Here is a 19,522-nt window from a genome sequence, read left to right on the forward strand (position 1 = left end):
TAGATATGTATCGGCGGCTATGCTTTGGTCAATGTGGTTGCCTCCTTTGTGGTTTTCGCTGCGGTCTCTGAGCTGGCTTTGAAGCGATAGCTGTCGTTGCCGGTCTCCAAGATGTGGCAGCGGTGGGTGAGCCGGTCGAGCAGTGCTGTTGTCATCTTTGCATCACCGAAGACCTGCGCCCATTCACTGAAGCTGAGGTTGGTTGTGATGACGACGCTGGTGCGCTCATAAAGCTTGCTCAGAAGGTGGAACAGCAGCGCGCCGCCAGACGGGCTGAACGGCAGGTAGCCAAGTTCGTCAAGAATGACCAAGTCGATCTTGGTCAGCATCTCGGCCATTTTTCCGGCTTTTCCGAGCGCCTTTTCCAGCTCCAACGCGTTGACCAGCTCGACGGTCGAGTAGGTTAGTACTGCTTGCTGCAATTTCTGGACTAGTTGCTGCTTGTGCCAGCCTGAATGGCCGCTTTTGCCCGTCTGACACGGAATTTCGCAAACGCAGCGAATGACTGCTTCCCGCCCGATGTGTCAAACGGGCATGTCTGCTTTGGCGCTGGGAGCGGTCATTAGAAGCGTTTCGCAAGAGCGGCTGCAATAGGCCTTTCGCGCCTGCGAGTGATCGTCGATAAGCGATCACCTCATTAAAGCGGGACACAGCTTCCCAGATCATATCGCATTTCGCGCCCGCCATTATAGCCGTTGTTTGCGACGTCCGATGTGTTCCATCACCTCATCAACGAGCGCGATTTTGGCTTCATCAGTCATCTGAGGAACATCCGATGCGCGGTCGGTTCCTATATTTTCCAAGACGTCAAACCGCTGATCTTCGGGCATCGTCCCGTAATGGCGTTCCGTGATCTGTTCAGTTTCATGACCCATGTTCAATGACCAAGCCTTCCGTTCTTGATGGGTCAGTGGACGCGCGTCGCGCTCGGCTCCGATCGTGTGCTTGGCGGCATGCGGCGTATAGGGAACTGTTAGGCCACGGCTGGCCACTTTGAACGCATCCGTCACGGCATATGTCGTCGACATTATCGGGATCTGTTTCGCCAACTCCACTTTGTGCTTCAACCACTTGGCATCTGGGAACAGCGCATCGTCGTCTTGGAAGCCCAACATCCGAAGACGCTCAATCCATTCCACAACGATCTCCTCAAAGGTTTTGGCTATCGGGAACCAAGATATGGTGATGCTTTTGCCAGCTTTGGTCCGAGATACCGCTCCGTCCTGTATGATCAGTCGTTGCTCGATCTGAATGTGGCGCAGTTGAAGCGACGCAAGCGTGTCAGCCCGCAATGCTCCGAGAAACGCCGAGGCAAATATCGCACGCGACCGCATCTCCACAAGTGAACCTGCTGGCATGTCCAGCAGCAGCTGCTCGGCGTCTTCAATGCTCGGAAAGTCTTTCTGCTTCGTCTGTGCCGACTTCGCAAGGATCGCCTTGGGGACAACCAAGTAACCCCGAAAGTCACGGGGCAAGCGTCTATACCCTTCTTGGCCAATCAGCCAATCAAAAAACGAGCCGAGGTATGAGATCGTGTGTTTGATTGATGAAGCCGACATCCTGTCATCGGAAGTGACATTGGCGCGCCGTTTGAGGTCATCACGTACCGCTGCAAAATCGTCGATACGTAGCTTGCTGAACGACTTCCCCGACAGAAATTTTTCAAAATACCGGATCGCAGCGAGATGCTTTACGATGGTTTTTTCATCGTAACGTCCGGCATAGCTCTGCCATTTGTGAATGATGCGATCGTTCTCCGAGGAGTAGATCGCGCTTTGATTACCGACGTTAATCCAAATACCCCCACGCAAGTCCGTCTTTTCTTCGCGACAGCAGTCCGTGGGGATATTGGGATTGCGACAATCCTGAACGCTGTCGCAATCAGTCTCATGCGTTATCTTTTGGACCTTGGATGAACATGACGGACAAGCCGCCTGCAGCATGGGACGCCCATTCGCTGCACGGATTTTAGCCACGGCCTCCGGACCAGGCTTGACCGATGTTTGGCACGTCCGGCACCAAAACTCGGCAGGCAAAAGTTTGCGGCCTTTCAACGACCGTTGACGCTTAAGGAACGCGACAACAACAGCCCCACGGAACACATATGGCTTCTGCGCATCAGAGGGCATTAACCCTTCCCTCACCCAGTTAGAGACCGTATTGGCGGTAACGCCGTACGCGATCATCAGCTGCTCGACCGAGTAGACGCGGTTCTTCTTGAGGAACACGTTTTTGTAGGACTTTGCCATTAGCCCGCGCCCAACTTCGTTGCTGTGCGCTTTTTGCGTTCGGCTTTACGTGCCTTCGCTTCAAACTGAACGAGGTCGCTGAGCTTCCAGCGCGATGTGCCCGCGCTCAGCTTAACGGGTGTCGGAAACGTTGGCTCATTGGCCAACCAACGCCAAACCGATGCGCGCGAGACGTCGTAGCGTTTTGCCACTTCGCGATCCGAAAGAAAGCACTCAGCGCAGGTCTCGCACCGAGGTGTTTTCTTCTGACGAGACACACGAGCCGATTTTGCCGGGTTCGGCTCTGATGAGAACAGGTTCAACTGACTATGAGATGAAGTTACGGGCACCACTACACCCCCAAAACTTGCAGGCTGCCGAACGCAAATTCACTGCGTGTGGAAACCGTCAGGGTGCACAGACCCCATGATTGGCTCAAAAGAAGTGATGAAGGGACCATTATTTGCCCCCCACATTCGGGTCGACGCGGTGCGCTTCAACCCATTGATTGAGATCACACCCACGGTAAACGATCTTACGACCCAGACGGTAATAGGCAGGGCCCATCCCTTTGTGGCGCCATTGCGCAAGCTTGTCACGGTCACCAAGCAGCTCAAGCTCAGGGTCACCCAAGACATAGCTACGTTTGTTTTCAAATATGCCTGACATGCGCAAATTCCCCTCAATTGGTTTCTTTGAGGTTGGATTTACGTATTAAGACGCACTGAAGGTATTTTTAATACTTTACATCAAGCAGTTATCCGAAAACAGCAAACCGCTAACCGCTTTGGGAAAAACAGCAAACCGCTTAAGCGGTTTTAGAGTTTGAGCGCCTTAAGCCGGCTTTGGTACCGCAGATCGGATCTCATCTCGTCTATGTACTCATCACGTTGTCCCTTGCCCTGTTTCCAGAGCGATGGATCAGCTTTTACGCAATCCTGTATCGCGAGATCCGTCAAAGCCTTTATGCCGAAACGACCGATCGACGGATTCTCGGCGCAAAGCTCTTCCATGGCACTCAGCACCGCTTCAATTCTCCGATGGCGCTTGTCGCTAGACTTCTTTCCGCTTGCTGCGGTCCGATGTTTTTGCGCCTCCTCGAACGCGACCCCTTTATAGGCTAAGGGCTCAATCTCGTTTCTGGTAAAGTTCTCGCTCAGAAGACGCGCCGTTAGAAAGCCCAGATTGTAATGCTCCATCATAAGTTCAATGAAATCATTTGCGGATGGAAACGCATCTCGAATGGTCTGCTCCGGATCAATCCTGCCGACGCCATCTAGCATTTGGCGGTGAATTACCAAAGCATTCAGCGTGGCCTCTAGGTTATTCGCCAACCACGGATCTTCTATCGCGGAAGCGCTGTAATCGACCTCCAAACCTCCAGAAGGAATACCCTTAGCGAACATTGCCTCGACCTCGATACCAATGTGCTGGCCAATCTGGTCCTTAATGTATGAGAGTTCGCCAACCGGAGAGAATACGCGGTAGGGCTCGCGGAAAAATGTTTCAGCGAAATCAGTAATACTTCGGAAACTTTTGAGAGTTGCTTCGTCCACCAGCGTTGAGAGGGATGTCACTCCACTCGACAAAACAACTGAGTATAGATCTCCGCCATCATTCTCAGATTCGTCAATGAAAAGGTCCAACGTCATCTGTACCGCGCGTTCAGGTTCAGAAAGGCGAACGGGGCCGCCTCGATCGAGACGCTCCTTTAGTGCCTTCAAGTCGATCGGGCCGCCGAAGTCAAAAGAATGGTCGTCAGTCGGCTCAGGTGGCATGCTTGTCATTCCTTAGTTGCTCTTTTCCGCAGTGGTAACAAAGACAGACCAACGGTCCATCAGCGCTCTCCGCTTTTCTAACAAATCGGACCGAGCGTATGCGCGTTCAACCTCTGATCCAACGCGATGCGAAAGGCTCATCTCGGCAACCTCACGCGGCGCACTCGCCACTTCTGACGCCCAGTCCCGGAAGGTGGATCGGAAACCGTGAACGGTGACGCCCTCAACATTCATCCGCCGCAACAACATCAGCATCGACATGTTCGACATCGGCTTATGACGCTTTTGCCCCTCAAAAACAAAATCCGACTTTAGCTCACGTAGCGGCTCAATGATTGCCAACATCTCATCAGTCAGCGGTACGCGGTGCGCCTCACCGGTTTTCATCCGCTCTTCAGGGCAGGTCCACAGCCGTTCGTCAAAGTCGATTTCCGGCCAGCGCATGCCCAGAACCTCGTTCGTCCGCGATCCGGTCAGGCAGGTAAAGCGCAGCGCGCTTGCTGACATCGCATTGCGGGATGTCAGATCGGCATAGAACGCAGGCACATCCTGCCACCGCATTGCCATGTGATGTTTCGGCTTTGCTTTCACCTTGGGAAGAACCTGCGCATCTTTGATCGCCGTCACAGGGTTCTCGCCCGATCGCAATCCTTTGGATTTTGCGACGTCGAGAACGATTTTGATACGCTGAGACAGACGTCGAGCGGTTTCGTGCTTTTCGGTCCAGATCGGGGACAGGCACATCAGCACCTCTGGTTGATCAATACTATCAATCGGCATGCGGCCGATTTTAGGAAAGGCATAATCACGCAATGTGTTGATCCATTGCTGTCCATGTTTCTGGTTTTTCCAAGTAGGCATGCGGTCAATGTGAACCTGTTGGGCGACTTCCTCGAAGGTCGGCACCTCTTTGTGCGCATTGAAACGTGGGTTGAGGCCCTGTTTGGCCATGCGGCGGTATTCCAGAGCGCGTTCTCTTGCTTGGTTCAGCGTAACGATGTCAGCGCCGCCGAGACCAAAGTCTGTCCGCAGAGGGCCACCATTTTTATTTCTCTGGCCTTTGACGACAACCCGCACAATCCAGCGCCGTGCACCGCTTGGATCGACCACAAGGTACAAACCATTGCCATCGCCGTGCCGCCCAGCGCTTAGATTCTCAACGAGCTTCTTCGTTAGCTTACCAGATAGGGCCACAATACATACCACATTCCATACCACTCAAGGAACGAATATAGACGCAATTGAATGAAACTCAAGAAGATCGAAGAAAGAGTATAAACCTATACAAACAAAAGAAAAAAGCCGCTCAAAGCGGCTTCGTCAAATCGTACAAATACGTATTATGGCGGAGGCTCAGGGATTCGAACCCTGGGAGGACTTTCACCCTCGTCGGTTTTCAAGACCGGTGCATTCGACCACTCTGCCAAGCCTCCGCTGGGGGGCTTCTTAGGGCCATTGATTTGGAAGGTAAAGACCCATGTTGATGAAAAATGATCGCGTGGAAATCCGCCCATGATTTTGTCTCAAGACTTCCCAAATGTGCCCTCCCCCGCTAATGTGCGCATTATATAGGGTTCAGCGTCGCATTTCATCGCTGGCCAAACAACAATGATGGGTGTCGGGTCAACCGAAACCACCGGGCAAATTTGGGGCGATTAGCAATGGCAAATGCATTGATTTCAACACCTTGGCTAAAAGGCGGCCTTGCGGCGTCGCTCATGTTAACGGTAGCAGCGTGTGAGCAACTGGAAAACATCGGCGTCGGAGCAGAAGCGACACCAGACGCCGAAGCCCCTGCATTGCCCCTTCTTGGCGGTGCAACGGAAGAGCGCGACGTCGAAGCACCTGAAATTTTCCAGAAGACGGAAACCGGACTTTGGGACGGACGCCCCTCTCTTGGCGGTGTTTGGGTGGCGCATCCGGATGTGACGGACCCTGAACGTGTGATCATTCGTAATGAGACCAACGGGAAATTCGTGATCGGCGCCTTGTTCCGTCGTGAACGCGATAACCCTGGTCCGGCACTGCAAGTATCATCCGATGCTGCCGAGGAACTTGGTATGCTCGCCGGATCGCCCGCGACATTGAATGTTGTCGCACTGCGTCGTGAAGCTGCGCCAGTTGCACCGCCAGCCACCACTGATTTTGACGCACCCGTTGAAATTGCAGCGACACCGCTGGAATCAGACCCAATCGCCGGTGCCGCCGCCGCTATTGCCGCAGCAGAAGCCGTGACACCTGCCCCCGTGGCCACGCCCGCACCTGCCCCAGTGCCGACACCCGCTGCGGCGCCTGCATCATCACTGGCGAAACCGTTTATCCAAATCGGTATTTTCAGTGTCGAAGAAAACGCGAACAACACCGCGACGTCGCTGCGCCAAGATGGCATGTCCGCCACCGTGCTGGCCCAAAACAGCCAAGGCAAACCGTTCTGGCGTGTGATCGTGGGCCCTGCCCCGACCGCTGCGGATCGGGCTGCGATCTTGGATAAGGTCAAGGCGCTCGGCTTTACTGACGCCTACTTCGTAAGCAACTAAACCCACTTCAATCGGAGCTGTCACCGATGCCTATTCCTTTTGTCCGTACTGGCCTTGCCCTGATCGTCAGCATGGTCTGGAGCGTCGCGGCGCTTGCTCAAACCTTTGACACACGCGCTACGGCTGCCTATGTGATCGACCAAACAACAGGCACTGTTCTGTTGGACAAGAATGCAGACGAACCATTGCCGCCCGCGTCCATGTCCAAACTGATGACGATCTACATGGCGTTCGAGGCCGTGGCCGACGGCATCTTGCGCATTGATGAACGCCTGCCCGTTTCTACACATGCCGCATCCTATGGCGGGTCATCCATGTTTTTGGACACGACCGACCGTGTGACGGTCGAAGACCTGCTGCGCGGCGTGATCGTTTTGTCTGGCAATGACGCAAGCGCTGTGTTGGCCGAGGCCCTGTCGCTTGACGGTACAGAAGCAGGATTCGCCCGTCAGATGACCGAACGCGGGCGTCGCATGGGCATGACGAATTCGTCTTTTGCCAATTCCAACGGTTGGCCTGCTGCCGGGCATCGCATGTCGATGCGTGATTTGGGCATCCTCGCGAACCGTCTGATCACCGACTACCCCACCTATTACCCGCTGTTCTCCGAACGCGAATTTGCCTTCGATAACCGCGTCCCATCCAACACCCGCAACCGCAACCCGATCCTGAGCCTTGGGATCGGTGCAGATGGCCTGAAAACGGGCCACACGCAGGAAGCCGGTTACGGACTGGTTGGGTCTGCGAAACAAGGTGATCGCCGAATTATTTTTGTGATTACGGGTCTCGACAGTTCGCAGGCGCGTGCCGAAGAAGCCGAGAAAATCGTGAATTGGGCTTTCCGTCAGTTTGCCCAAAAGGACGTCGCCCAAGGTGGCACACGGATCGCCGAAGCAGAGGTCTGGATGGGCGAACAGCCCTCCGTTGGTTTGACCGTTGCAGATGACGTTTCACTGTTGGTGCCCGTTGTGAACCAAGACGGTCTGGACGCCGAAGTCATCTACACAGGCCCGTTCGAGGCCCCGATCACAGCCGGTCAGGAACTGGGTGAATTGGTGATTTCGCTGGACGGCTTGCCCGAACACCGTGTCCCATTGGTCGCAGAACATGACGTGCCGCTGGGTGGTTTCAACACGCGGCTGCGCGTGGCAGGCGAAGTGCTTTGGGGTAAGTTCGGCCCAACGGCAGAAGCCCCCGAAGCCGCGACAGAGGCAGAGTCCTAATTGATGACCATGGGCCGTTTCATTACGTTCGAGGGCATCGACGGCTCCGGCAAATCCACTCAATCGCGGACGTTGAAAGCATCACTTGAAGCGGCGGGACAAGACGTGATCCTGACCCGCGAACCGGGCGGATCACCCGGTGCCGAGGAAATACGCAACCTTGTCCTGACGGGCGAACCGGACCGTTGGTCTGCCGAAACAGAAATCCTGCTGTTTACCGCATCCCGCCGCGACCATCTGGAAAAGACAATCGAACCTGCGCTGGCTGCTGGCCAAACCGTTATTTCGGATCGTTTCGCAGACAGCACTCGCGTGTATCAAGGTGCCACCCGTGGTGATCTGCGCGGCATGGTGGACCAATTGCACAGCCTGATAATTGGCCGCGAACCTGATTTGACCTTCATCATAGATATGGATCCAGAAGTCGCGTTAACCCGCGGTCTTGCCCGCAATTCGGGCGAAGACCGGTTCGAAGATTTCGGTCTGCCGTTCCAAGAAACCCTACGCCACGGCTTCTTGTCGCTCGCCAAGTCTTTCCCAGAGCGTTGCATTCTGATCGACGGCAATCGTGAACCAGACGCGATCGCAGCCGACATTGCCGCCCAATACGCTGCCCGCACATGAGCGACGATATCCCCGAACCCGACCGGATCGAAGGTGCACCGCACCCGCGCGAAACGCCTGTCTTATTTGGACAATCGGCGGCAGAAGCGTCGTTTCTAGAGGCCTTCAATGCCGGCCGCCTGCATTCCGGTTGGTTGATCACTGGTCCGCGCGGCGTGGGAAAAGCGACGCTGGCATGGAAAATCGCCACATTTTTGTTGTCACAAGAACCGGATCAAGGTGACGGGCTGTTTGGCGCGCCGCCCCCGCCGGAAACCTTGCATGTTGACGACGACCATCCCGACGCGCGGCTTGTTCAATCGGGCGCGCATCCGCGTTTGTTCATTGTCCGCCGTCCCTACGACGAGAAAACGAAGAAGCTGAAAGCCGACATCACCGTTGATGCCGTGCGCGGCGTGAAGGGCTTCTTTCACATGTCCGCCACTGACGGCGGGCGGCGCGTTGTCATTGTCGATGCAGCAGACGAATTGAACCGCAACGCGGCCAACGCGATCCTTAAAGAACTGGAAGAACCGCCAACCGACACCACGATCCTGCTGATCGCCCATCAACCATCACGCCTTTTGCCAACGATCCGGTCCCGCTGCCGCGAATTGCGCTGTGGGCCGTTGGGCGCAGACGACCTAAGCCAAGCGCTAACCCAAGCGGGCCATACCGCAGACGCCACCGAAGCTCTGACCGTTTTGGCGGGCGGATCAGCCGGCGATGCCATCGCGATGCTGAACCACGACGGGTTGCCGCGTTATGCCGAAATCATCAAAGTGATGGACAACCTGCCCAACGCAGACCGCCCCGCCGCGCTTTCGCTCGCTAATTCCTGCGCAGGTGTTGCGAACGTGATCCGTTACGGCCTGACGCTTGATCTGATCGACCATTTCCTCGCGCGGTGTGCACGTGCCGGCTTGCTTGGCCCACCCGCCACACAAGGTGCACCCGGCGAGGCCCGATTACTGGCACGCCTGTCGCCTGATGATCGCGCGGCCCGCGCTTGGGCGCAGTTACAACAAGACCTGACCGCGCGGATCAGACACGGGCGGGCGGTGAACCTTGACCCTGCTGCTTTGGTCCTAGATATCGTATTTAAGATCGAAGAAACCGCACGGGCCGTTGCTGCCCGCTAAAGGCAGATTATGACCCTTCCTATCCTTGTCGACAGCCACTGCCACCTTGATTTTCCGGACTTTGATGCCGAACGCCCTGACGTGATTCAACGGGCGTTGAACGCTGGCGTGACACGTATGGTGACGATTTGCACACGCCTGCGCAATGAACCAAGCGTGCGGGCCATTGCCGAAGCGCATGATCCCGTGTTCTACGCCTGCGGCACCCATCCAATGTCAGCGGCAGAAGAACCATTGGCCAGCGTCGATGAACTGATCAAGATCGCACAGCACCCGAAAATGGTCGGCATCGGCGAGACGGGTCTGGATTACCATTACACATCCGAAAGTGCTGATATCCAAAAAGAAAGCCTGCGTATTCATATCGCAGCAGCGCGTGAAACGGGCCTGCCACTGATCATCCACGCACGCGGCGCCGATGATGACATGGCCCGCATTTTGGCGGAAGAACATGCAAACGGGGCGTATTCCTGCGTGATGCATTGCTTCTCAAGCTCGCCTGAACTGGGCCGCGCCGCACTCGATCTGGGGTTCTATCTGTCGATGTCTGGCATCGCGACATTCCCCAAAAGCCAAGAGGTGCGCGACATCTTTGCCGCAGCGCCCTTGGACCGGATCTTGGTGGAAACCGATAGCCCCTACCTTGCACCACCACCCCATCGCGGCAAACGCAATGAACCTGCGTACACCGCACACACAGCAGCCAAAGGGGCCGAGGTTTTTGGCATCTCGCTCGACGATTTCGCGAAAGCCACAACCGCCAATTTTGACCGCTTGTTCACGAAAGCCGCAGGATGAGCGACACGATCTCCTTTCGTATTCTCGGCTGCGGGTCATCCGGTGGGGTCCCGCGCCTGTCGGATACGCCCGGCGGCAACTGGGGCGCCTGTGATCCAACGAATCCCAAGAACCGACGCAGCCGTTGCGCCCTGCTTGTGACGCGCGAAGGACCGAACGGCATCACGCGCGTGCTTGTCGACACCACACCAGACATGCGACAGCAGTTGCTGGACGCTGGTATCGGATCGCTCGACGCTGTGGTCTACACACATGCCCACGCCGACCATTTGCACGGGATCGACGACTTGCGGATGGTCGTCTTCAACATGCGTCAACGCCTACAGGTCTATGCGGATCAAGATACAACAGATGCGCTGATGGATCGTTTTGGCTATGCCTTCATCCAGCCCAAAGGGTCGTCTTACCCACCGATCTGCGAATTGAACCTCATCGACCAGCCCTTTGAAATCACAGGTGCGGGCGGTCCCATTTCGTTCACTCCGATCCCTGTCGAACACGGCGCGATGGTCACCTATGGCTTCCGGATTAATGACTGTGCCTACGTGCCTGACGTGGCTGACATCCCGGACGCAAGCTGGCCGTTTTTGGAAAACCTCGATCTATGGATCATCGACGCATTACGCCGCGACCCGCACCCGACCCATGCGCATTTGGAAAAGACGCTTGGCTGGATTGACCAGATCAAACCCAAGCAAGCTGTGTTGACCAATATGCACAACGATCTCGACTACGCGACGCTTGCAGCAGAAACCGCAGACCATATTCAACCCGCCTATGACGGGCTGACCCTGACGCTACCAATCACATAACCGGATCGCCCCCGACTTCTTTTGGTCAAAAATACCTCTGCCGGAGGCGCCACCATATCGAAAGTCCCTGCCATGGGCGTTCTATTAAATGTCATCCTTCCCGTCTTCCTCGTGATCGGCTTTGGCTATGTCGCGGTTTGGCGCAAGTATTTCAGCGACGAAGGCGTCGATGGATTGATGAAGTTTACCCAGAACTTTGCGATTCCTTGCCTGCTATACCGTGCGATTTCGACCCTCGACCTCAGCCAGAACTTCGACTTTGCGCTCTTGGGCAGCTTCTATACAGGCGCCATTGCAGGATTCGCAATTGGCATGATCGGGGCGAAAGTCATCTTCAAACGGGATTGGGAAGACGCGGTTGCCATTGGTTTTGTCGGCCTGTTCTCCAACTCCCTGCTGCTTGGCTTGCCAATCACTGAACGGGCCTACGGCGCAGGTGCCCTGGAAGCCAACTACACGATCATCGCGGTCCATTCGCCAATCTGCTATTTCGTCGGCATCACAGCGATGGAAATCGCCCGCAATCGCGGCGGATCGTTTACGTCCTTGCCAGGCAAAGTGCTTAAGGCGATGTTCCGCAACGCGCTGATCTTGGGGATCAGCCTCGGGTTCATCGTGAATCTTGGCGGCATTCCTGTGCCCGGTGTCATCACGGACGCGATTGATTTGATGGTCCGCGCGGCCCTGCCTGCAGCGCTCTTTGGTTTGGGCGGCGTGTTGTATCGTTACAGACCCGAAGGCGACATCAAGACGATCCTGTTTATCGTCTGCGTGTCGCTTGTCGTGCACCCGACGACTGTCTGGCTCTTGGGGAAATGGAACGGGCTTAGCACGGACGCGTTCCGTTCGGCGATCCTGACCTCCGCGATGGCACCGGGGATCAACACCTACGTCTTTGCCAACATGTACGGCAAAGCCAAACGCGTTGCGGCATCCGCGGTGCTGTTCGGCACAGCGTTGTCTATCCTGTCGGTTTGGCTGTGGCTCGCTATCTTGCCCTAGAACCTTTTCTTTTGGTCCTAAATATCTCGGGGGGTCTGGGGGGCTGGCCCCCCAGTGTCGCGACGCCAAAGGCGACGCAATACCTGCATGAGAACGATCTAGCTCGGTGACATGCCCCGCAAACGCTCTGACCGGCGGCGCAGCAACTCAACCACGAACAACAGAACAATCGAAATCGCGATCAGGATCGTCGCGACCGCCAAAATCGTCGGGCTGATCTGTTCGCGCAGGCCTGTAAACATCTGCCAAGGCAGCGTTTTCTGACCGGCAGAGCCAACGAATAGCACCACGACAACTTCATCAAAGGACGTGATGAATGCGAACAACCCACCGGACACAACACCAGGCAAGATCAGCGGCATTTGCACGCGGAAAAAGGTCGTCACCGGCCCTGCCCCCATGTTGGCCGCCGCACGCGTCAGGGATTTATCAAACCCCACCAACGTCGCCGTCACAGTGATGATCACGAACGGAATACCTAAAGCTGCGTGTGCCAGCACAACACCAATATAAGTGCCGGTCAGTGTGAAAGGCAGTTCGAGCTTGCCGTAGAACGGGATCGGGATGTACGGGTTGGAATAAAAGAAATACATGCCCGTCGCCGAAATGATGAGCGGTACAATCATCGGTGAGATCAGGATCGCCATGATCGCGCGCCGGAACGGCACGTGGCTTTGTGACAGACCAATCGCAGCCAAGGTCCCCAACGACACCGAAAGGATCGTCGCCACAGGTGCAATCCGCAGCGAGTTCTTCAACGCCAACTGCCAATCGGAACTGGTGAAAAAGTCTTCATAGTGTTTCGTCGAATAACCTTCCGGATCAAAAGCCAGCATTTCCGGCGTGAACGTAAAGAAATCCTGCGCGTTGAACGACAGCGGAATGATCACGACAATCGGCGCGATCAGGAAGAAAAAGATCAACCCGCAGATAATCCGGAAACCGTAATACCACACCGTTTGGCCGGGGGTCGCATATGTTGGCAAACCTGACATGTTTTCTTACCCTAGCTTTACGTTGTCGATGCCGACGATCCGGTCGTAGGCCCAGTAGAAGATCAGCACGATGGCCAGCAAAATCGCACCCAATGCGGCCGCCAAGCCCCAGTTAAGGGAGCTGGAAATGTGATACGCGATCCGGTTCGAAATGAAGACACCCTTGGTCCCACCGACGATTTCAGGCGTGATGTAGTAGCCAATCGACAGGATGAACACGAGGATCGACCCCGCCCCGATGCCCGGAATGGACTGCGGGAAATAGACGCGCCAGAAGGCGGTCCAGTTCGTTGCCCCCAGCGATTTCGCTGCACGCAGATAGCTTGGCGGGATTGTTTGCATGACCGAATATAACGGCAGGATCATAAACGGCAGCAGGATGTGCGTCATCGCAATGATCGTACCCGTTTGGTTATTGATCAGTTGTAAGCGGCTGTCATCGGCCACAAAGCCGATCCAGACCAAAACATCGTTGATCACCCCCTGCTGTTGCAGCAGTACTTTCCATGCAGACGTCCGCACCAGCAACGATGTCCAGAACGGCAGTAGCACGAGGATCATCAGAAGGTTCGCCTTGCGTGCAGGCAAGTTCGCAAGCAGCCAAGCGATTGGATAGCCCAACAGGATACAGCTGACCGTGATCGTGAAGGACATGATCATCGTGCGGATAAACAGTGTAATGTAGATTCGTTCGTTCTCTGGACGCAGTTCTGCCCCTTCGGCCCCCTTCAGGCGATCCACAGAGTTCAGAAAATACCCGTCTGTATAGGCAGGGCTATAGGTCTGAATGGTACGCCAAACGTCGGTACTGCCCCAGTCTTCGTCGATATCGACGAACAGCGCTTTGGGATCATCCAAGGTCAAACCCGCTACGGTGGTTTGCACATCGGCAAACAAAGCTGCCTGCGCGTCTGACAATCCGTCAGTCGGGGCAGTCGTCACTTCTTGTGCGAGAACGTGAAAGAAGATCGGTAATTGCTTTTCGGTCAACGGGTTATCGCCCGCTTCCATCGCGATTTCGGTGAACGACCGATACAGGCTGGTGGTATCCGGCAAAACAGCCTGCATTTCCGGACGTGCCTCGAATGCTGGTCCTGTGCCTGTCTCGTCCCACGCATCCACTGCGTTGGTCCAATCATCGGTGCCCAGCAATCCGCCAAACACAGACCGTTCTTTCCAAATCGGTGCGGCGTCTTCCAGCGCGTCTTGGACGGTTTCGCCAATTTCATCAACACTGCGGCCGGTTTTACGGAACAGCGACGACACGCCGGTCAATTCGTAGTTCAGGCGGCTGCCTAGTCGCGTGTGGCTTTTCTCTTCGACAGCAATCGCCAGATCGCGGGCCAAAGCCTCGAACACTGCAGCGTCCGGTTCAGCTTCACCTGCGGCATCCCAATCAGCCAGCTCAACCACAGTCCGTGGGAGCGTTTCGCCAACAATTTGGTTCTCGACCGACCGGAACAACATATCCGCAATCGGCATCACAAAGGACACGAGGATGAACAACAAAAGCGGCGCGATCAGCATCAGCGCCCGCATCTTTTGGCGGCGCAATGCGCGATTTAGCGATGCTTTTAGCGGGCGACCATCTGCGGCCAGCACTTGTTCAGCCATTATTCGGCCCCTTCGACGAGTACGATCATGCTGTCCGCGTTTGCTGTACGTATCTTCATGATCTCTTGGTATTCTTCGGAATAATATGCAGCTTTCGCTGTCTCATAATCAGGGTATTCAAAGCACACGTGACGTGTGAACGCTGGGCCTTCAGGGGTTTCAGATTGACCACCGCGCACAAGCGGTTTGCCACCAAACGACGCAAGAACCGGCGAATTGCGTGTTACGTATTCTTTATACGCTTCCGCATCCTTCACGGTCACATGACCAATAATGTAGCCTTTTGGCATATCGTCCCCACACCCGATTTAGAAAGGGGGTGCGACCAGCAGGCCGCACCCCCAAAGGTCACTTACTGTGACAACCACGCCTGGAATTTCGCATCCAGATCGTCACGGTAGTCAGCCCACCATTCGTAGTTGTACAGGAACGTGTTTGTCGCGTTCGCAGGATCGGTTGGCATGTGTGGCGCCATGTCGATACCCAAAGTCGCGTGCTGACCTACGAGAGGCGCAGAAGATGCACGTGCTGGACCGTAAGAGATGTACTTCGCTTGGTCGGCCAGACGCTGTGTGTCTGTCGCGAACTTCACGTAGTCCAATGCGCGTGCTTCACGCTCTGGTGTTAGGCCAGTTGGGATGATCCAACCGTCAAGGTCGAACACCTGCGCGTCCCACAGCATCGCAACCGGCTGGTCCTGCTCTTCGATCAGGCTGAACAGACGACCGTTGTATGTGGAACCCATGATGACTTCGCCGTCAGCCAAAAGCTGTGGCGTGTCAGCACCAGCGGACCACCAAACAACGCTGTCCTTGATGGTGTCGAGCTTGGCAAACGCCTGGGCCTGACCTTCTTCTGTTTCCAGAACGTCATAAACGTCTTCGTTTGCAACGCCATCACAGATCAAAGCCCATTCGAGGTTGTTGATCGGACGCTTTTCAAGCGAACGCATACCTGGGTATGTGTCTGTGTCGAACAATGCGCAGATTTCTGTTGGCGCAGTGTCACCAACGAGGTCTGTGCGGTAGCCAACAGTCGTTGAATAAACGATCTGTGGGATAAAGCAGTCGGATACCAGCAGATCGCCGAAATCGTCAGATGCTTTGGACCCGTCGTCGCCATCGGCCAGCTGTGTGTCTGCGTCGATTTCAAGTGCAAGACCTTCGTCGCAAAGACGGATCGCGTCAGACGCAACAACGTCAACAACGTCCCATGTCACGTTGCCCGCTTCGTTCATAGCACGCAGTTTCGCAACCGCTTCGGCAGAGGATTCATCGTTGATGATCGTCACGCCTGTGTTCTCAGCATATGGGTCGTGATACGCTGCCTGTTGTGACGCAGAGTACGCGCCGCCCCAGCTAACGATTGTCATTTCATCGGCCATGTGACCGTCAGCGCCAGCTGCCAATGGTGCAATCACCAGTGCAGATGAGGCCATAAGTTTGGTAGTCAGTTTCATTGTATTCTCCCGTTAGAAGTGCCCGGATTGGTATTGAAGATCAGCAGTCCAGGCCGCCACTGATCCTTGTCTTTATGCGTCGAGCGCGCGGCAATCTTCGGCCATCCAGCCGATTTCAATAGTCTCACCCGGTTTCAGGCGTACCTGATCAGGCGCGTTGCGGGTTTTCACCACAAATTCGTCGCTTCCAGCAACACGCAGACGCGTGCGGAAAATGTCACCCATATAGATGAATTCCAGCACTTCAGCCTTCAGCGTGTGTGCATCGTCGTGCAGACGTTCACGGTTGAATTCGACCCGTTCTGGACGGATCGAAACCTTCGTGCGGTCGCCCACGTTGCTGACGTTCACGGGCACTGCATCGATGATGTCGCCGCTATCAAGCTGCACAATGCATGTGTTGCCTTTGATTTCCTTCACCACACCTTCAAGCGTGTTATTTTCGCCAATGAACTGCGCGACAAAGCTGTTCTCGGGCTTTTCATACAATTCATCCGGTGGTGCCAGCTGTTGAATACGCCCATCATCAAACACAGCAACACGGTCTGACATTGTCAGCGCCTCTGTCTGGTCGTGGGTCACGTAAACGGTTGTAATACCCAGCGAATGAGCAAGGTTCGTAATTTCGAACTGCAGTGTTTCGCGCAGCTGCTTATCAAGCGCCCCAAGCGGTTCATCCATCAACACGAGTTCCGGTTCAAACACCAACGCACGCGCCAATGCGATCCGCTGCTGTTGGCCACCAGACAATTGTGCCGGACGTCGCCCTGCGAAATCGCCCATCTGAACCATATCCAAAGCGCGCTTCACTTTCGCCTCGCGATCGGATTTGCCCATCTTGCGGACTTCCAGCGGGAAAGACAGGTTTTCGGCAACCGTCATGTGCGGGAACAACGCGTAGTTTTGGAACACCATCCCGATGCCACGCTTGTGTGGCGGGATATTATTGATCGACACGCCATCCAGCAAAATATCGCCGTGGGTGGCTGTTTCGAACCCTGCTAACATCATGAGGCAAGTCGTTTTGCCGGACCCTGACGGCCCAAGCATCGTCAAAAACTCGCCCTTGGGCATTGAAAGATTCAGATCTTTTACAACAAGGTTTTCCCCGTCGTAGCTTTTCTGGACCCGCTCAAAAGCGACAAACGCGCCATCACCAGTCGTAGCAGTCAAAAGTCTCTCCCCAGAGTGTGGCGGAATCTTTGTCCGTCCGGGGATCACCTTAGATCAGTACTAGTATTCTGCAACCTTTGATCTGAACAACGAACGCGTAAAGACGAAACGATCATGAACTGACTGATTTTACGGCATTCTACAGCGTTGTTGCAGCATCTGCAGTCGAAACGACTTTTGCTACATCCTGACCATCTGCGCTTCGTGCTTACGTAAACACCGTCTGGCGGTCTGTCCGTACTGCGATAAATCGGCCCGTAGTTCGGGGAAAATGTCGAATAGTTCCGCCCGCGCGGCATCATCAACGGACGCGACACCTTCTTCGCCGGGATGGAAACTTTCGGTGGCAGCACCATTCGCGTAGACCACTTCATGCGTGTCGAACAACATATGGATATAGGTCACGACCCCGCCTTCCTGACGGGTGACATCGTGGCCATCGACCAGATGTTTCGCCGCCAAAAGTACCTCGGATTCCCCGAACAAAAGCTCTGCGCGGTAGCCCGTGAACAACATCCTGTGCTGTGGCGATACCAAAAGCGGCTGTTCAAGCCCAGTCACGACGCCAGGCCGGATCAGGATCGGGGCCAGTTTGCCGTGGGCACGCACCGCACGCCGTCCGATCCAGCGGATCGGCTGCAAACCGTGGTCACGGGTCATGACGCGATCCCCGACCTGTAGCGTTTCGATAGGACGTTCCCCATGCGGGGTCGCAATCATCGCGCCGGGTGTAAAACAAGGAATACCAGCGGCATGCAGCTGCGCGTTTGTCGACATTTGTGCGGGCGTCACGCCCTGCAAAACGACCGTTTCGCCTTCCGGAAACGTGAGCTTCGCGTTCCCTGCTCCATCGTCAGACACCGACACATCGCCGACCCGAATTGGGCTGCCATCCGGATTTTGCAGCCCGCTGACGTCAAACTGGTCGTTGTAGAACCCGTTGCCATCTGTGTCCGACACGTCAAAGTCAGTGACAACGTCGTCGTTCCCGCCCTGTTCAAACCGCAGGGTGTCTTCGCCGGTGCCCGTCGTGATCGTATCGTTGCCGGTCCCGCTATCGAACCAATCGTTCCCGTCACCGCCAAACAACGTGTCATTGCCGGACCCACCGTCAACGAAGTCGTCTCCTGCGCCCCCATAGACTACGTCATGGCCGAGCCCCCCCAAAACGCTGTCGTCCCCGTCGCCGCCGAAAAGAATGTCGTCGCCGTTATTACCGTCAATCGAATCCGCGCCAGTGCCACCATATAGTGCGTCATCGCCATAACCGCCGAAGATATCATCATTACCGGCACCTGACGTCACCGTTAGATCGCTAACCATATCTGACGCATCGATGGTGTCGTTCCCACCGCTGGTCTCGATTTCCTCGATCCCATCGATAATACCGGAGCTACCGCCAGCGTTCTGGGTGTACGCCGCCTGTTGCGTGTCCATGTCGTAGCTAATGCTGACGTCGCTATCGCTAAAAAAGCTTATCGTGTCTTGGCCAGTGCCGCCAAAAACAGTGTCGTTCCCCGCCACGTCAAGCAGTTCGAAAGTGTCGTCTCCGTCTTGACCATATAGCGTGTCGTCGCCGTCTTCGCCCCGTATCTGATCATTTCCAGCGCCCGCATAAATTAGGTCGTCGCCAAGCCCCCCCGACAAAAAGTCATCGCCATCTTTTCCGTGAAGCGTGTCGTTCCCGCTTTCCCCATAAACAACGTCGTCACCATTGCCTGCGTAAACAGTGTCGTGCCCGCCACCCGCGGCCACCCCGTTTCCACCAGCTTCAGAGGTGTGGATCTGGTCATCGCCTGCTCCGCCATAAAGAATATCGCTGGTTAGATCGTCACCGCCGTACAGGGTGTCATTCCCGTCACCGCCATAAAGGGTGTCATGATCATCGCCGGCCGCCAGCGTGTCATTTCCGGCGCCACCATACAGCGTATCGCTACCTGCGTCGGTCCAGATTTGATCGTTGCCTGCTTCGCCTGAAATCGTGTCAGATCTGGTCGTGCCAGATATCGTATCGTTGCCGCTTGTTCCGTACGTCGTTGCCATAACCGAACCCACCATTCATTCCAAAGTTGGGATCGGTATAGGATTAGGCTGACTAACAGGATGTGAAGAATTCAGACCTGATTAACAAAGGTTTTCATAAACTAAACACTGTTTT

General features: G+C 55.4%; 18 protein-coding genes, 1 tRNA gene and 1 pseudogene. 7 read left to right on the forward strand and 13 right to left on the reverse strand.

What is annotated here, in order from left to right; genetic code table 11:
• Positions 1–17: 17 nt before the first annotated feature.
• The 7 genes and pseudogenes from K3729_13540 to K3729_13570 all read right to left on the reverse strand — a co-directional run bounded on the left by K3729_13540 (position 18) and on the right by K3729_13570 (position 5,439).
• A pseudogene (locus K3729_13540) lies at positions 18–401 on the reverse strand (ATP-binding protein).
• Positions 402–686: 285 nt separating this feature from the next.
• Complete coding sequence (locus tag K3729_13545; GenBank protein UWQ98466.1) at positions 687–2,249, reverse strand: hypothetical protein; 1,563 nt, start codon at positions 2,247–2,249, stop codon at positions 687–689.
• Positions 2,249–2,440 (reverse strand): DNA-binding protein, encoded by a 192-nt coding sequence (locus tag K3729_13550; GenBank protein UWQ98467.1) that lies wholly within the window; start codon positions 2,438–2,440, stop codon positions 2,249–2,251. Before K3729_13550 ends, K3729_13545 begins: the two co-directional genes overlap by 1 nt.
• 247 nt (positions 2,441–2,687) lie before the next feature.
• Complete coding sequence (locus tag K3729_13555; GenBank protein UWQ98468.1) at positions 2,688–2,897, reverse strand: MerR family transcriptional regulator; 210 nt, start codon at positions 2,895–2,897, stop codon at positions 2,688–2,690.
• Between the two features lie 149 nt (positions 2,898–3,046).
• Positions 3,047–4,006, reverse strand: coding sequence for a hypothetical protein (locus K3729_13560; protein UWQ98469.1), 960 nt, complete (start codon positions 4,004–4,006; stop codon positions 3,047–3,049).
• Between the two features lie 12 nt (positions 4,007–4,018).
• Positions 4,019–5,200 (reverse strand): tyrosine-type recombinase/integrase, encoded by a 1,182-nt coding sequence (locus K3729_13565; GenBank protein ID UWQ98470.1) that lies wholly within the window; start codon positions 5,198–5,200, stop codon positions 4,019–4,021.
• A gap of 149 nt (positions 5,201–5,349) precedes the next feature.
• Positions 5,350–5,439 (reverse strand) — tRNA-Ser (locus tag K3729_13570).
• Positions 5,440–5,667: 228 nt separating this feature from the next.
• On the opposite strand from K3729_13570, the gene K3729_13575 reads away from it, so the two are divergent.
• From K3729_13575 to K3729_13605, 7 genes are all read left to right on the forward strand, one after another.
• Positions 5,668–6,543 carry an SPOR domain-containing protein gene (locus K3729_13575; GenBank protein UWQ98471.1) on the forward strand — a complete coding sequence of 292 codons (876 nt, stop codon included), beginning with the start codon at positions 5,668–5,670 and terminating at the stop codon, positions 6,541–6,543.
• Between the two features lie 26 nt (positions 6,544–6,569).
• Positions 6,570–7,766 (forward strand): D-alanyl-D-alanine carboxypeptidase, encoded by a 1,197-nt coding sequence (locus K3729_13580; protein ID UWQ98472.1) that lies wholly within the window; start codon positions 6,570–6,572, stop codon positions 7,764–7,766.
• Between the two features lie 3 nt (positions 7,767–7,769).
• Positions 7,770–8,390 (forward strand): dTMP kinase, encoded by a 621-nt coding sequence (gene tmk / locus K3729_13585; protein UWQ98473.1) that lies wholly within the window; start codon positions 7,770–7,772, stop codon positions 8,388–8,390.
• The gene (locus K3729_13590; protein UWQ98474.1) at positions 8,387–9,511 is read left to right on the forward strand and encodes a DNA polymerase III subunit delta'; all 1,125 of its coding nucleotides are present in this window, start codon (positions 8,387–8,389) and stop codon (positions 9,509–9,511) included. Before tmk ends, K3729_13590 begins: the two co-directional genes overlap by 4 nt.
• Before the next feature lie 9 nt (positions 9,512–9,520).
• Positions 9,521–10,309, forward strand: a complete 789-nt coding sequence (locus K3729_13595; GenBank protein UWQ98475.1) for a TatD family hydrolase — start codon at positions 9,521–9,523, stop codon at positions 10,307–10,309.
• On the forward strand, positions 10,306–11,121 hold the full coding sequence (locus K3729_13600; protein ID UWQ98476.1) for an MBL fold metallo-hydrolase: 816 nt from the start codon (positions 10,306–10,308) through the stop codon (positions 11,119–11,121). Before K3729_13595 ends, K3729_13600 begins: the two co-directional genes overlap by 4 nt.
• Before the next feature lie 72 nt (positions 11,122–11,193).
• Positions 11,194–12,123 carry an AEC family transporter gene (locus K3729_13605; GenBank protein ID UWQ98477.1) on the forward strand — a complete coding sequence of 310 codons (930 nt, stop codon included), beginning with the start codon at positions 11,194–11,196 and terminating at the stop codon, positions 12,121–12,123.
• A 98-nt stretch (positions 12,124–12,221) separates the two neighbouring features.
• On the opposite strand, the gene K3729_13610 is transcribed toward K3729_13605, so the two are convergent.
• The 6 genes from K3729_13610 to K3729_13635 form a co-directional block, all read right to left on the reverse strand.
• Positions 12,222–13,118, reverse strand: coding sequence for an ABC transporter permease (locus tag K3729_13610; GenBank protein ID UWQ98478.1), 897 nt, complete (start codon positions 13,116–13,118; stop codon positions 12,222–12,224).
• Between the two features lie 6 nt (positions 13,119–13,124).
• The gene (locus K3729_13615; protein ID UWQ98479.1) at positions 13,125–14,732 is read right to left on the reverse strand and encodes an ABC transporter permease; all 1,608 of its coding nucleotides are present in this window, start codon (positions 14,730–14,732) and stop codon (positions 13,125–13,127) included.
• Complete coding sequence (locus tag K3729_13620; protein ID UWQ98480.1) at positions 14,732–15,022, reverse strand: DUF1330 domain-containing protein; 291 nt, start codon at positions 15,020–15,022, stop codon at positions 14,732–14,734. The genes K3729_13615 and K3729_13620 overlap by 1 nt, the downstream gene beginning before the upstream one ends.
• Before the next feature lie 62 nt (positions 15,023–15,084).
• The gene (locus K3729_13625; protein ID UWQ98481.1) at positions 15,085–16,191 is read right to left on the reverse strand and encodes an extracellular solute-binding protein; all 1,107 of its coding nucleotides are present in this window, start codon (positions 16,189–16,191) and stop codon (positions 15,085–15,087) included.
• A gap of 72 nt (positions 16,192–16,263) precedes the next feature.
• Positions 16,264–17,364, reverse strand: coding sequence for an ABC transporter ATP-binding protein (locus K3729_13630; protein ID UWQ98482.1), 1,101 nt, complete (start codon positions 17,362–17,364; stop codon positions 16,264–16,266).
• A gap of 180 nt (positions 17,365–17,544) precedes the next feature.
• Positions 17,545–19,407, reverse strand: a complete 1,863-nt coding sequence (locus K3729_13635; GenBank protein UWQ98483.1) for a Hint domain-containing protein — start codon at positions 19,405–19,407, stop codon at positions 17,545–17,547.
• Between the last annotated feature and the right edge of the window lie 115 nt (positions 19,408–19,522).

Source organism: Rhodobacteraceae bacterium S2214, from assembly GCA_025141675.1.
Lineage (GTDB): Bacteria > Pseudomonadota > Alphaproteobacteria > Rhodobacterales > Rhodobacteraceae > Yoonia.